At 59.6% G+C, this 14,071-nt stretch carries 8 protein-coding genes and 2 pseudogenes; 2 read left to right on the top strand and 8 right to left on the bottom strand.

Translation table 11 applies throughout. The annotated features are described in order from the left end of the window. Positions 1 to 34 precede the first annotated feature (34 nt). The 6 genes and pseudogenes from OZX64_RS02440 to OZX64_RS02420 all read right to left on the bottom strand — a co-directional run bounded on the left by OZX64_RS02440 (position 35) and on the right by OZX64_RS02420 (position 7,522). The gene (locus OZX64_RS02440) at positions 35 to 862 is read right to left on the bottom strand and encodes an ATP-binding cassette domain-containing protein (RefSeq protein ID WP_277173581.1); all 828 of its coding nucleotides are present in this window, start codon (positions 860 to 862) and stop codon (positions 35 to 37) included. Next, entirely contained in the window at positions 859 to 1,710 is an 852-nt protein-coding gene (locus OZX64_RS02435; protein ID WP_277173579.1) for an ATP-binding cassette domain-containing protein, read from the bottom strand. The genes OZX64_RS02440 and OZX64_RS02435 overlap by 4 nt, the downstream gene beginning before the upstream one ends. Further along, positions 1,707 to 2,468: pseudogene (locus tag OZX64_RS08875) on the bottom strand (energy-coupling factor transporter transmembrane component T); the annotation flags it as partial. The pseudogene OZX64_RS08875 and the gene OZX64_RS02435, both read right to left, overlap by 4 nt. Positions 2,469 to 2,633: 165 nt before the next feature. Next, positions 2,634 to 3,239 (bottom strand): annotated as a pseudogene (locus OZX64_RS08870) (ECF transporter S component); the annotation flags it as partial. Between the two features lie 373 nt (positions 3,240 to 3,612). Next, positions 3,613 to 5,619 (bottom strand): ABC transporter transmembrane domain-containing protein, encoded by a 2,007-nt coding sequence (locus tag OZX64_RS02425; protein WP_277174938.1) that lies wholly within the window; start codon positions 5,617 to 5,619, stop codon positions 3,613 to 3,615. 73 nt (positions 5,620 to 5,692) lie between these two features. Next, the gene (locus tag OZX64_RS02420; RefSeq protein ID WP_277156239.1) at positions 5,693 to 7,522 is read right to left on the bottom strand and encodes an ABC transporter ATP-binding protein; all 1,830 of its coding nucleotides are present in this window, start codon (positions 7,520 to 7,522) and stop codon (positions 5,693 to 5,695) included. A gap of 414 nt (positions 7,523 to 7,936) precedes the next feature. Between OZX64_RS02420 and OZX64_RS02415 the strand changes: the two genes are divergently transcribed. Then, positions 7,937 to 9,205 carry an MFS transporter gene (locus OZX64_RS02415; RefSeq protein ID WP_277156240.1) on the top strand — a complete coding sequence of 423 codons (1,269 nt, stop codon included), beginning with the start codon at positions 7,937 to 7,939 and terminating at the stop codon, positions 9,203 to 9,205. 169 nt (positions 9,206 to 9,374) lie between these two features. Beyond that, positions 9,375 to 9,977: a TetR/AcrR family transcriptional regulator gene (locus OZX64_RS02410; RefSeq protein WP_277156241.1), complete on the top strand. Its 603-nt coding sequence runs from the start codon at positions 9,375 to 9,377 to the stop codon at positions 9,975 to 9,977. Between the two features lie 42 nt (positions 9,978 to 10,019). Here OZX64_RS02410 and OZX64_RS02405 read toward each other — a convergent pair whose 3' ends face one another. Further along, a complete protein-coding gene (locus OZX64_RS02405; RefSeq protein WP_277173576.1) occupies positions 10,020 to 11,294 on the bottom strand; it encodes a glutamate-cysteine ligase family protein in 1,275 nt (424 codons plus the stop codon). A 340-nt stretch (positions 11,295 to 11,634) separates the two neighbouring features. Continuing rightward, on the bottom strand, positions 11,635 to 14,013 hold the full coding sequence (locus OZX64_RS02400) for a glycoside hydrolase family 3 N-terminal domain-containing protein (protein ID WP_277173574.1): 2,379 nt from the start codon (positions 14,011 to 14,013) through the stop codon (positions 11,635 to 11,637). Between the last annotated feature and the right edge of the window lie 58 nt (positions 14,014 to 14,071).

The raw sequence follows: 14,071 nt of genomic DNA, 5'->3' as shown, positions 1-14,071 counted from the left end.
ATGGACCTTGGACGGACTGCTTGCGTTGCGATCTTCAGGATGGTTGTGCGGCATCGATCCGACGTTCATCCTCAAGCGCACCGACAAATTGTTCGACGGTGAAAACCGTTTCTTTCAGTCCGACGCCTTGGCCCACCCTGGTGATGGGCGGCGGCGCGACGAAGGACTGACGTAGCACATCGACCTGCGAGAACACCTCTTGCGGCGTGCCGTCAAGAAGCACCTCGCCGTGGCACATCACGACGACGCGATCGAAATTGGCGACCACGAATTTCATATCATGGCTGATGGCGATGCACATCTTGCCCCGGTCTTTCAGCTCGGCGATCAGGTCGTGCAGACGGGCGTCGCCCGCGTAATCCTGTCCGCAGGTCGGCTCGTCGAACACGACGGCGTCCGGATCCATCATCACGACCGCCCCGATGCCGCAGAATTTCTTCTCCGTGAGGCTCAGATCGGCGGGATGCACGTCCAGCTTGTCTTCCAGGCCGGTCAATGCGGCGACCTCGGCAATGCGTTGCTCGATGACGGCCTCGTCCACGCCGATATTACGGGGTCCGAAGGCGAACTCCTCCCGTACGGTTTCAAGAAACAGCTGATCATCGGGATTCTGGAAGACATAGCCCACCCGCTTCGACCATTGCGCGGTCGTCCGCTCGCCGATCTCGGTTCCGTCGATGGTCAGCGTGCCCTGCGTAGGGCGCAATATGCCGTTGAGCTGTTTGGCCAGCGTCGTTTTTCCCGCACCGTTCTGTCCGATGACCGCTACGGACTGGGTACCCTCGAAACACAGGTTGACGCCTTTCAGCGCCTGGCGGCCGGGCTGATAGCTGTAGCCCACATCGCGCAATTGCATCCTCATCGGCCTACCGCCTTCCTGGCCATCGCCACACTCTGCTCATAGGTGACCGCGATGCTTCCATCGCCCAGACCTCGCCGGTTCAGCCCCTGGCTGAGCCTGACGTAATCGGGGGCATCAATGCCATACCGGCCAAGATCGGGTGCCGAGAATATTTCCTTGGCCGTTCCCACACGTCTGACCCGGCCATGGTCCATCACCACGACAGTGTCGGCGTAGCGCGCGACCCGTTCCATGTCGTGATCGACCATGATGACGGTGACCCCGGAAGCATTGAGCTGCTTGACGATATCGAAGATCTCGGAGGCGCCGAGCGGATCGAGCTGCGTGGTGCATTCGTCCAGCACGAGGATGTTGGGCTCCATGATGAACGTGGAACCGAACGCGACGCGCTGCACCTGACCGCCGGAGAGCTCGAGCGGGTCACGATCGAGCAGATCTTCGATATGCACCAGCTGCGAGACCAGTTTCACCCGACGCCGCATCTCCTCGCGGTCGACGCCCCGGTTGCCGAGGCCGAAGGCCAGTTCCTCCGCCACGGTTCCCGAAGCATAGGTGAGCTGGTTGAACGGGTTCTGGAAGACCAGACCGATGTAGTTCGACAGGTCCGCCACGCTGGCATTGGCCGTGTCCACTCCGTTGATGCGCACACTGCCTTCGCTTGTGCCGTTGAAATAGTGGGGAACGAGACCGACCAACGCATGGCACAGCGTGGTTTTGCCTGCACCGTTGGCACCGATGATGCACAGGAAATCCCCCTGCCGCACCGTGAAGCTCACGTCGCTGATCGCCGGGGTGTGCGCATCCTGATAAGTGAATGAATAATGGTCGACTTCCACAACGTTGTTCATCGCGCACCTCCCCACGGATAGACCAACGAAAGCGTTCCGGTGTAATCAAGAAGAGAGAGGACGAGGACCGCCACGAAGAAGACGGCCATCAGGCATAGGGCCATGGTGTCCTGCGCTCTCCAAGCCACCTTGACATAGTTGGTGCGTCGCACGCCTTTGATCCCGAAGCCCCGGGTCTCCAACGTCATGCCGCGCTCCTGGGCGTCGGTCAGCGACGACATGACCACCGGCCCCATCAGCGGCAGGAATGCCCTGAACCGTGAGATCAGGCCACCGCCCGTACCAAGACCGCGCGCGCTTTGCGCCTGGCGGATTACGGTGACCTTGCGCTGCATCTGCGGCACCACGTTCAAGGAAGCGAAAATCAGATAACCCAGCTTGGCGGGGCAGCCGATCTGCGTCAAGGCGGCCACCAGCGAGCCGATATAGGTCGTGGTGTTGGCGATATAGAAACTGCCCAGGAAGACCAGCACGGTGACCACGATCTTCGCGGCGTACAGCACACCCTGCAGGCCAAGCTGTGCGAAACCGAAATCGGCGATGACCGTGGTGTTCTTGGGGCTGTAGAGGCCTTGTATGAACATCAGCATGACGGCCATCGGCACGCCAAAACCGAATATCAGCCCGGAAAACGGCTTCAGGCAGCCGATACGCCACGCAAGCACGAACAGCAGAGCGACAAGGACGAGCCCCAGCGTGAAATCGGGCCAAATCAGCGCGGCAACGCCCAAAACCAGGACACCAAGGAATTTGACCAACGGATTGGCCCTGCCCATCACTCCTGGCGAATCATGCACCTCGTCGGCTTTGCACAGGCGCTCATCCATCTGCGCGTCGCTCGGTAAGGCGTTTGCGCTTTCGCCCTGTCGCAGGCCGGCAAGGATGGATTCGAGATCGTAGCCGCACGGTGCCACATCGGCCTTGATCGCTTTGAAATCGGAGGTCTTGATATTGCCAGAGGCATACTGGCTCATGAAACGGCGCGGAATCTTGGACACCACGATGGTGACGATGAACAGCGTGATGCCTTTGTCGATCAGATTCTCCAGCATCGATGAGGAAAAGACCGAAATGAGGATGTTCTTCCACGCCACGGTGAGCGCCGCAGTGAGGATGGAGGTGCCATTGACGCCCGTCGCCCCGCCGTAGACGAAGACGGTGATCATGGAGGCGGTGACGGTATTGACCACGGAGCACGCCAGCCAGATCAGCAGGATGCCCCACAGCTTCTTGAGCAGTCCCGCCTTGACCATATAGCCGATCACCAGGCCGCACAGTACGCTCGACAACGCATAGGGCAGATAGACCGGATTGGCCACGATGGCCAGAAAGACATTGGTGAGCAGCCCGCACAACGCGGCGACCCAAGGTCCGCTCAGGCAGGCGATGACCATGGTGCCGATCATGTCCATGAACAACGGCAGCTTCAGTGTCGAGCACAGTGTTCCGCCGATGAGGTTGATCCCGACGGCGATGGGAATCAACACCAGAGATTTCGTGGAGAATTGAGAAGTAATACTATGCACCATCTTCGACCATAACGTTACTTTCATGCCCTCTTGACCAATCTTTCGTGACCGGCACAGCCTCATCCCCTACAGCCATACCTGCGAGAAACGATTTACTTGAATACTTTTTCTCTAAAACCGATAATTCCCAATAGTGTGTGTGCCGAATAGACACTTGTATATACATCAGCCGGTAACGGCCAAAGGTAGATAGTAAATGAATAGTTAGAAGAACGCAACTTGTGTAATTATTATCACTAACAGCTGAGCCTCTTCAGTTATTCGCTATTTTCTGATAGCGACCGGTCGATAATCTGCAACATCCCTGACGCAAAATGCCCGTCACGGCCTTTCGGCTATGACGGGCATCGGCGTTTCGCAAGACCCTGTTCGGCTACTCCAGTTCGAGTTTGCCGGTATAGAGCTGGTAGTACTCGCCGTGCTGGGCGATGAGCTCATCGTGGGTGCCGCGTTCGATGATGCGGCCGTGGTCGAGCACCATGATGATGTCGGAGTTGCGTACGGTGGAGAGGCGATGGGCGATGACGAAGACGGTGCGCCCCTTCATCAGGTTATCCATGCCCTGTTCGACCACTTCCTCGGTGCGGGTGTCGATGGAGCTGGTCGCCTCGTCCAGGATCATGGCCGGCGGATCGGCCACGGCGGCGCGAGCGATGGAGATCAGCTGGCGCTGGCCCTGCGAAAGGCCGGACCCATCGCCCTCAAGCACCGTGTTGTAACCTTGCGGCAACATGCGGATGAAGCCGTCGGCGTTGGTGCGCTTGGCCGCGGCGATGCATTCCTCGTCGGTGGCGTCGAGCTTGCCGTAGCGGATGTTGTCGAGCACCGTGCCGGTGAAGAGGTTGACGTCCTGCAGCACGATTCCCAGCGAGCGACGCAGGTCATCCTTCTTGATGTTCTTCACGTCGATGCCGTCGTAGAGGATCTGGCCTTCCTGAATGTCGTAGAACCGGTTGATGAGGTTGGTGATGGTGGTCTTGCCCGCACCGGTGGCGCCGACCAGGGCCATCTTCTGGCCGGGCTTGGCGAACCAAGTGATGTCGTGCAACACGGTCTTGTCGGGGTTGTAGCCGAAGGAGACGTTGGTGAAACGCACGTCGCCACGCAGCAGCGTCAAGCGGCCGTCCGGGGAGGTGATCGCCTTCTCATGCGCCTTCAGCGCGACCTCACGGGCCGACCCCTTGAGTTTCTTGGCGGCCTCGAGCGAACGGGTGCCGTCGTCGTCCGCGGCGCGTTTCCACGCCCAGTGGCCGGTCTCGTGATCGGTTTCGGTCATGGTACGGCCGTCCTCGCCCAGCTCGACATGCACCAAGCGTACGGTGCCGTCGTCGGATTCGGCGGGTTCGTCGATCAGGTTGAAGATACGTGCGGCACCGGCCAGGGCCATCATGATCATGTTGATCTGCGAGGAGATCTGGTTGATCGGGTTGATCAGCGCCTTGGAAAGCGTCAGGAACGAGACGATCGCGCCGAGCGTCAGCGTGCCAGTGCCGCCGATACCGAAATTGAACCAGCCGTTGATGCCGGCGATGCCGCCGACGATGGCCAGCAGCACGTAGAGCACGTTGCCCATGTTGCCGATGACCGGCATGGTGATATTGGCGTAGATGTTGGCCTGGGTGGAGGCGTGGAAGAGCTGCTCGTTCTTCTTGTCAAACCGGCTCTGCGTGGCGTCCTCGTGGTTGAAGACCTTGATGACCTTCTGGCCGTTGACCGACTCCTCGACGAAGGCGTTGACGTCGCCGATCGTCTCCTGCTGGGCCACGAAGTAGCGGCCGGAACGGCTGACGATCACGCGCGCCACCAACAGAATCAACGCCACAAAGACGACGGTGAAGATGGTGAACGGCACGGAAAGCCAGAGCATCGCAAAGAGGGCCACCACCACCGACGAGCCGGAGATCAAAAGCTGCGGCAGCGACTGGGAGACCATCTGACGCAAGGTATCGGTGTCGTTGGTGTAACGGCTCATCATGTCGCCGTGCTCATGGGTGTCGAAGTAGCGGATCGGCAGCTTCTGCTGATGGTCGAACATCTGGTCACGCACGGTCTTCAGAACGCCCTGCTCGATGTCGACGACCATGTAGTTCCACATGAACGAGCAGAGCATGCCCACCGCGTAGATGGCGCCGACGACGATGGTCATGTTGATCAGCGGCCGCCAGTCCGGGGTCTGCGCGTGGATGAAGGGCATGATGCAGTTGTCGATCAGCGGCTGCAGCACAAAGGAAGGCAGTGACTGGGTCACGGCGCACACCAGAATGCCGATGATGACCACGATGCAGCGCCAACGGTAATGGAAGATGTAGCCCATCAGTCGTTTCGCAGTGCCTTTCGGCGCTTTTTTCATCGGAGGAACGCCGCTTTTGGCCTTTTTCATGGCCTTCTTATCGGCTTTCCTTGTCTGTTCGTTCATTGCGGTTTTCGTCTCTTCGGTTTTCGTCAGGTTCTGCTCACTCATCGTCGTCATCTCCCTTGCCCTGGTTCTTCGTCTGGGATTCGTAGATTGACCGGTATTCGTCACAGGTCTTCAGGAGCTCTGCATGCGTGCCGTGGTCGAGGATGCGCCCCTCGTCCAGCACGACGATTTCGTCGGACTCCTGCACGCTGGCAAGACGCTGGGCGATGATGATCTTGGTGGTGTCCGGAATCTCGGTGGCGAAGGCGTTGCGGATCAGCTGGTCGGTTTTGGTGTCGACCGCGCTGGTGGAATCGTCCAGAATGAGGATCTTCGGCTTCTTCAACAAGGCTCTGGCGATGCACAGGCGCTGACGCTGACCGCCGGAGACGTTGGAGCCGCCCTCCTCGATATAGGTGTCATAGCCCTTCGGGAATTCGCGGATGAAGCCGTCGGCCTGGGCGAGCTTGCAGACGCGAACCACGTCCTCGTCGGTCGCATCCGGATTGCCCCAGCGGATGTTCTCGGCGATGGTGCCGGTGAACAGCACGTTCTTCTGCAAGACCATGGCCACCGCGTCACGCAGGGCGACGAGGTCGTAGTCACGCACGTCGTGGCCTCCCACGGAAAGCGTTCCGGAACTGACGTCGTAAAGTCGCGGGATAAGCTGTACCAGGCTTGACTTTGAGGAGCCGGTGCCGCCGACGATACCGATGGTCTTGCCCGAAGCGATATCGAGGTTGATGTCGTCGAGCACCGGTTTCTCGGAGCCGGCCGAGTAACGGAATGTCACGTCATTGAACGAGATGGAACCATCCGACACTTCGGTGATCGGATTGCTGTTGTCGCGCACGGTGCTCACTTCGTTCAACACCTGGCAGATACGCTCGGCGTCGGCACGGGAGATGACGACCATGACGATGATCATGGAGACCATGTTCAGCGCCATCAGAATCTGCATCGCGTAGGTGACCAGCGCCGTGAGGTCGCCGGTGGTCAGGCCCAACGCCGGGTTGTTGTGCGAACCGACGATCTGCTTGGTGCCCATCCAGGAGATGATGAGCATGGCACCGTAGATGCAGGTGTTCAGAATCGGCCAGTTGAAAGCGATGACGTGCTCGGCGCGGCAGAAGTAGTCGTAGATGCGCTGCGAGACGGCGCCGAACTTGCGGCTTTCGTGTTCCTCGCGGTTGTAGGACTTCACCACGCGGATGCCCTGCAGGTTCTCGTCGACGATGTTGTTCAAGTGGTCGTAGGTGTGGAAGACCTTCTCGAAGATCGGATGCACCGAGAGCGACAGCGCCGTGAGGCCCACGCCCAGAATCGGGATGATGATCAGGAAGACCATCGAGATCGAATGGCTGATCCTGAAGGAGAAGATCCAGGCGACGATGACCATCATCGGCGCACGCACGGCCACGCGGATGATCATCTGGAAGGCGAACTGGACGTTGGTGACGTCGGTGGTGAGCCTGGTGATGATCGAGCCGGTTGAGAAGCGGTCGATGTTGGTGAAGCTGAACGACTGCACCTTCTCAAAAAGGTCGTGACGCAGGTTCTTGGCGAAGCCGGAGGAGGCGATGGCGGCGTAACGACCGGACATGAACCCGGCAAACAGCGAGACGATCGCGCAACCCAAAAGGATGATGCCGAACTTCCAAATCGCCGGCATCGACCCGCCGGAGACGCCCTGGTCGATGAGCTGGGCCATGACGGTGGGGATGAGAATCTCCAAAATGCTCTCGACCATCACGAAAGCGGGCGTCAGCCATGTCTCACGTTTGTATTCCCTCAGACTGCGCAACAGCGTGCGAATCAAATGCTTCGGACGTTGCCCCGTCTGTGTCACCTGTGTACCTTGGGGGGCATCAAGTGCCTTGCTCATCCATTCCTCTTTCCTTGGCTTTATAAAAACCGCCGCTTCTCCCCCATGACTTTTGTCCCGTTTCTTGGCCGTACGACTTGAGAGATTCATGACGCATATCCGGCCAGAAGCGAGGGACTACTGAAGCTGACAGACTATATAACGCTATTACGAACCAGCTACAACGCGGCCTTGCGCAACGAACGTGAAGCAAGCGGAAATCCGCCGTTGCCGAACGTGATATTCGTTTCCTATTTTTCAGCTTGCAGAATATTTCCAACCGTGAACGCATTCCGTTTCCATTGGTTTCCATTACGTGAATATCGCATCGCGAGAAGTTTGCAGAACACCGCATTTCAATCACTGTTATTCTGATACAATACTTACCGACCGGACGGTAACCCTGTTGTTACCGCGAAATCAAGGAGGACATGCATGGCTGCAGAAATATTCGTGACACCACCGAATCTGGCACCCGACACCCAAAAACCACTGGAGCACAAGTTTCGCTTCGCCGCGGGCTTCGCTTTGGTCTCAATCCTGTGGGCCCTCCCCTTCACCATGGGTTCCGGCGTGCTTCTGCCGCAGGTGTTCTCGGGCATCAAGGGCATTTCCGCTGAAGGCGCACTGGGCACAATGAACGCCGTCAGCTCGATTTTCGCCCTGATCGCGAACATCGTCTTCGGCACCTTCTCCGACGTTTCCAAATTCAAGATCGGCAAGCGCACCCCTTGGATCGTCGCCGGCGGCATCATCGGCGCCGCAGGCTACTTCCTGACCGCCCACTCCACGTCGCTGCTGTGGATGGTCATCGGATGGTGCATCGTACAGGTCGGCATCAACTGCCTCATCGCCCCCGCCGTCGCCGTACTTTCCGACCGCATCCCCGAGGATGTGCGCGGCACCTTCTCCGCCCTTTACGGCGCCGGCCAGATCGTCGGCATGCAGGCCGGCAGCTTCATCGGCAGCTTCTTTTTGACCAAGCTCAACACCGGTCTGACCATCGGCACCTGCGTCTTCCTCTTCTCCGGCATCATCACCGTACTGATCTGGCCCCGTGAGCAATCCGCGGAGAACAACACCAAGGCCACCTCCGTGGCTGAAGTGCTCAAGTCGTTCATTCCGCCGACCAAGAACTGCCGCGACTTCTACCTCGCCCTCTTCGGCCGTCTCGCCTTCGTCATCGGCTCGTTCATGATCTCCGGCTACCAACTGCTGATCCTCGAACGTTACGTGCATCTGAGCATCAAGGACGCCGGCACCGCCATGCAGATCATGGCCGTCATCACGCTGGTGGCCACCATCCTCGCTTCCGTGGCTTCCGGCCCACTTTCCGACTATCTACACCGCCGTAAGTTCATCGTCGCCGTCGCCTGCGTCATCATCGCCATCGGCATGCTTGTAGCCTGGCTGATTCCCACGACCACCGGCGTCTACATCTACGCCACGCTCGCCGGCCTCGGCAACGGCTGCTACATGTCCGTCGACCAGGCGCTGAACGTCGACGTTCTGCCCAACCCGCAGGAAGCCGGCAAGGACCTCGGCATCCTGAACCTCGCCAACACCATCGGCCAGGCACTCGCCCCCGGCTTCACCACCTTGTTCATCAGTCTGACCGGTGGCTACAGAGGCGTCTTCCCGGTCGCCATCGTCTTCATGCTTGTCGGCACCATCTTCATCATGATGATTCGTCGAGTCAAGTAACGTCGAACCATTGCCAGCGATGCCGTGTCCTCGATTCCATCAGGGCACGGCATCGCTATATGCCGACCGCGAATATCATTTGCGTGCAAGAGATATACAACAAGCCACATTCGGTCTAGCTCTCAGAGGATAATAAAAACCGGTCATATATAAAAGAGGCCTTCCAACCATGCTGCATTTTTCCCACACCAAGAAACACGACAACGGCACCGATAGCCGCACGGCGATACTCAATGCCGCCGTCGTTTCGTTCGGACAACGCGGGTATTACGGCACTTCATTGCAGAAAATCGCCAACAGCGTGGGAATGACCAAGGCCGGAGTGCTCCATCACGTAGGCAGCAAAGAGGGGCTGCTCAATATTGTTCTCGACGAGATATACGACCCGGGCACCGAAGCCATCATGGATCATTTCAGAATGAACGACAGGCCGAACGTGGCGCGAATGTGGCGCGAGGTCGTGGCCATCAACGCCAAGCGGCCCGAACAGGTCCACATGTTCTCCACCCTGGACGCGGAAGCCATCGATTCAAAGCATCCGGCACATGAATACTTCAAAAAACGCGACCAAAACCTGCTGGCGGAGATGCTGCAGATTCCTTGGCATGTTCCCGAAAACACCAATATCGAACATCTGCTTCAGGCCGGATTCAGCATGATGGACGGCATCCAGCTGCGGTGGCTGCGCGCCCCCGAACGAGACTTGAACGAGATGTGGGCCGAGTGCGAAGCCGAATTGATGCCGATGCCGATGTGGGAAGGATATCGGTAGGCCGGTCTCATACTTTTCCGGACTCGTGGAAAAATATGGGTCTCACCGCTGAAACACCTCGGGATGAACCGGATCGCCGGGGATGTCGGCACGGGTGTCTTCAAGCCCGAGTGCGTCCTGCCATTCGTCCATAGACTTGCCGAAAGGCCGTGCCGCCATGCCGTGCGCCTGCAGATCGTCCTTCGCCAGCTCGACGTCGACGACGGAAAGCCCTTCGGCGAAAGACTTCCAGCGGGCAAAATTGGCATCGTCATAAAAGACGTTCTTCACGGCTTGCGTCAACAGTTCCGCGCGCTCGATCGGCAGCGAGTCCCAGTGCCGCAGCTCCACGAAATTCTTGAGCCTCACATCGTTGAAATGCGTCGAAAGGATATGGCCGACCTCGTATGCATTGAGCTCACGGTCGGGGTAGATATCGGCGGCATTGCGCCTGAAGGCGACGAATTCCTGCCTGTCTTCGCTTAAGTTCGCGGCTTCCGGCGTGTGCGTCAGGTCGGCGAACATCATCGGCGTGGCCAAGATGTCACGGGCGTAATCCTCCCAGCCGAAGCGCGGGTCGAAAAGCCCCGGCGTGATGCCGGCGCGTTGCGGGTCGGCCTTGTCCCAGATGCGTTGGCGCAGCAGCGGGAAGGGATTGCGCGCACCTTCAAAATACGGGGAATTGCGGAAGAACATGGAGATGATCGGCCCCAACGCCGTGCCGACACGCATTTTGGCGATGGCATCGGCCTCGTCACTGTAATCGATGCTCACCTGGGTGGAGGCCGAGCAGCGCATCATGCAGGGCCCGTACGAGCCGACATGGCCCAGATACTCGTTCATCGCCGCGTAGCGACGCTTGGGATTGATTGTGATGTCCGCAAAACTCGTGACCGGCTGATAGCCGTAATTGATCAGGCGAAATCCCAGATCGTCAAGGATGGGGTTGATTTCGGCGCGGAATCCTGCGTAGATATCAAGCAGTTCCTGCGGCGTATGCAACACGCCGATCGAGGTCTCGAATTGGCCGCCCGGCTCCAGCGACAAAGCGATGCCGGGTCGGGCAAGGCCCAGCAGATGGCCGTCCTCGACGAATTCCTTGTCGGGGTCATAATAGGGCCGCAAGCGTTGTAAAAGCGTTTCGATGCCGTTGGCTTCGGCATAGCTAACCGCCTGATCGCTGCCGTTACGCACAGGAAGGTGCTCGATCTCGACGCCGTAGCCGTCGTCGCGTTCGGGCTTGGCGCCGGAGACAAAGAAATGCAGCAGACTGGCCACATGCTTGCTGTTGATCTTGGCGCCGAGATGCGCATAATTCACCCGTGGAGTAGTGTTCATATCTTTTATCGTATGCGCTTTGGGCCAATCGACGAGCCGATTACGCAAGCCGCGCACCGCTCCCCGCCCCAGCGCCGATGCGATACCATTGAGCTCCATGCCATCATGCCCCAACCGCAAAGGGACCGGAAACCGCCGAGAAGCGCTTTACACACCCGCCGCCCCGCCTGCAGCAACCAGCGACCCCGCCATTTGGGGCCTCTCAGAGTCTCTCAGTAACCCAAAAATGTCGGAATCCGGTAATGCCGCCATATTGAAGCCGGTGACCAGACCGAGCGGCTTCAATATGGCGGCATTCAGCAATCATCGTGGGAGCGGGCCCATATCCGCTCTCTGGCGATCACTCAACCGTGAATGTGGTGCGCTTCAGATCGCGACGACGGGAGGAATGGCCGACCAGCAGCTCGAATTCGCCCGGCTCGACGATGCGGTTGGCGTCGGCGTCGACGATGGAGCATGCCGAAACGGGGATGTCGAGCGTGACGCTCTTCGTCTCCCCCGGCTTCAACGTCACTCTGCGGAACGCCTTGAGCTCGCGGTCGGTCCAGCTGACCGAAGTGACCAGGTCGCCGATATAGGCCTGCACCACTTCGGTGCCTTCGCGCTTGCCGGTGTTGGTGACGTCCACCGAGACATGCAACGTATCGTCCATGCCGAACGGCGTATTCCCGTCCTCGATCTTCGGCTTGCGATAGGTGAAAGTGGTGTAGCCCAAGCCTTCACCGAACGCGAAGGCCGGGTCCTGGGTGAGGTCGGCGTAACGCCAGGCGTGCTGGCCGCGAATCTGGTTGTAATATACAGGGAGCTGACCGGCGTGACGCGGGAAGGTGATCGGCAGGCGAGCGCTGGGAGCGGTGACGCCCATCAGGATCTCGGCGACGGCACGACCGCCTTCCATGCCCGGGCTCGGCGCCCAGAGCAAGGCGTCGGCGTTCAGGGCGCTGTCGGGAAGCACCTGCGGCTTCGAACTCAGCAGCACGACGACAAACGGCTTGTTTTGAGCCTTGGTAACGTCCGCGAGCGCGTCCAGCAACGCGATCTGTCCGCCTTGCAGCTCCAGAGTCGCGGTGGAACAGCTCTCACCGATCAGCGGAAGGGTGTCGCCGACCACGGCAACCACGGCGTCCGATTGACGCGCGTTGTCCACGGCCTCATCAAGCAGCCCCTGATCGAAGGGGGCCGGGAACGCGACCTTCGGACGCGGCTGGCCGTCGGGGAACACCGGGCCGTCCGGATCGTCTTCAAGCACCACCACGTCGGCGCCACGCGAATACCTCACCTCGAAAGTGCTGCCATCCTGATTGCAGCCGGTACCCAAGCCGTTTTGGCCGAGCGCACGCAATCCGTCGACCACGGTTGTGATCATGCCCCGTGGCTGGCCCTTGGGCATCCAGGAGACCTGGCCGGAGTTGCCGGCCCAGTCGCCCAGCTGCGTCTGCGCGTCATCGGCAAGCGGGCCGACAACGGCGATACGAGAGAGGGATTTCGCGTCAAGTGGCAGCACGGGCTTGCCCGGCTTCTTCACGCCACGAACACCATGAGCGCCACCGGCATGCCAAGCGGCCGAACCGTTGCGCAGCAGCACCACCGATTCGCGCGTCAGTTCAAGATTCGTCTGGCGATGTGCGTCATTGCCGATAACCGCGTCGATGCGCTGGCGATCAGGCAGACGAGGGTCCTCGAAAAGCCCCAGACGGAACTTCACGGCGAGAATTCTCGAGACCGCCTCGTCAATCGCGGACTCGTCGAGCAGCCCCGACCTGACCGCCTCGATCGCGCCTTCGTAGAATTGCGGTGTGGTCATCACCAGATCGTTGCCGGCCTTGACGGCATCGGCCGCGGCATGGACGAAATCGGGCTTGACCTTCTGCTCCCAGACCGAGCGGCCCACGTTATCCCAATCGGTGACCAGCATGCCCTTGTAGCCCCAGTCGCCGCGAAGCTTGTCGCTCAAGAGCCAGTGGTTGAAAGTCACCGGAACCCCTTCGATGGACTCGTAGCCGAGCATGAACGTGCCGACGCCTTCACGCGCGACCCGCTCGAACGGCGGCAGGAACCACGAGGCAAGTTTGCGATGCGACAAATCGGCTTCACTGGCGTCGCGCCCGCCCTGCGTTTCCGAATAACCGGCGAAATGCTTGGCACAGGCCAGGATGGCGTCGCGGGAGAGCGGTTCGCCCGCTTTGGCACCACCCTGATAGCCACGTACCATGGCCGAGGCGAACTCGCCGATCAGCGTCGGGTCTTCGCCGAAGGTCTCGCCCACACGACCCCATCGGGTATCGCGGGAAATGCAGAGCACCGGAGAGAAGGTCCAGTGCACGCCGGTCGCCGAGACCTCTTCAGCGGTGGCGCGTGCCATCTTCTCGACCTTCGCCGGATCCCAGGAGGAGGCCATGCCCAGCTGTTCGGGGTAGATCGTCGCGCCTTCCCAGAACGAATAACCGTGGATGCAATCATCGCCGATGACCAGCGGGATGCCGAGTCTGGTCTTCTTGCGTACCATCTCGGCGGCCTTGGGCAAATCGGACGGCCGGGTGTGCAGAATCGAACCGACATGACGCTCGACGATGAGATGCTTGAGGTTGCCGCCCCTGGCGTCGAGCTGCAGCATCTGGCCGACCTTCTCTTCGAGCGTCATGCGCCCGAGGAGGTCGCAGATGCGTTCGCCGTCGCTGAGGTTCGGGTTCTGGTACGGTAATTGTTCGTTGGCAGTCATTGTCATTATCCCTGACTTTCAAGTGTGCTTTATAAAAATCATATCGTTGCGGCAGCAA

The organism is Bifidobacterium sp. ESL0704, from assembly GCF_029392075.1.
Lineage (GTDB): Bacteria > Actinomycetota > Actinomycetes > Actinomycetales > Bifidobacteriaceae > Bifidobacterium.
Note: the sequence above shows the minus strand (reverse complement) of the source record. Positions and strands in the feature narration are given on the sequence as shown.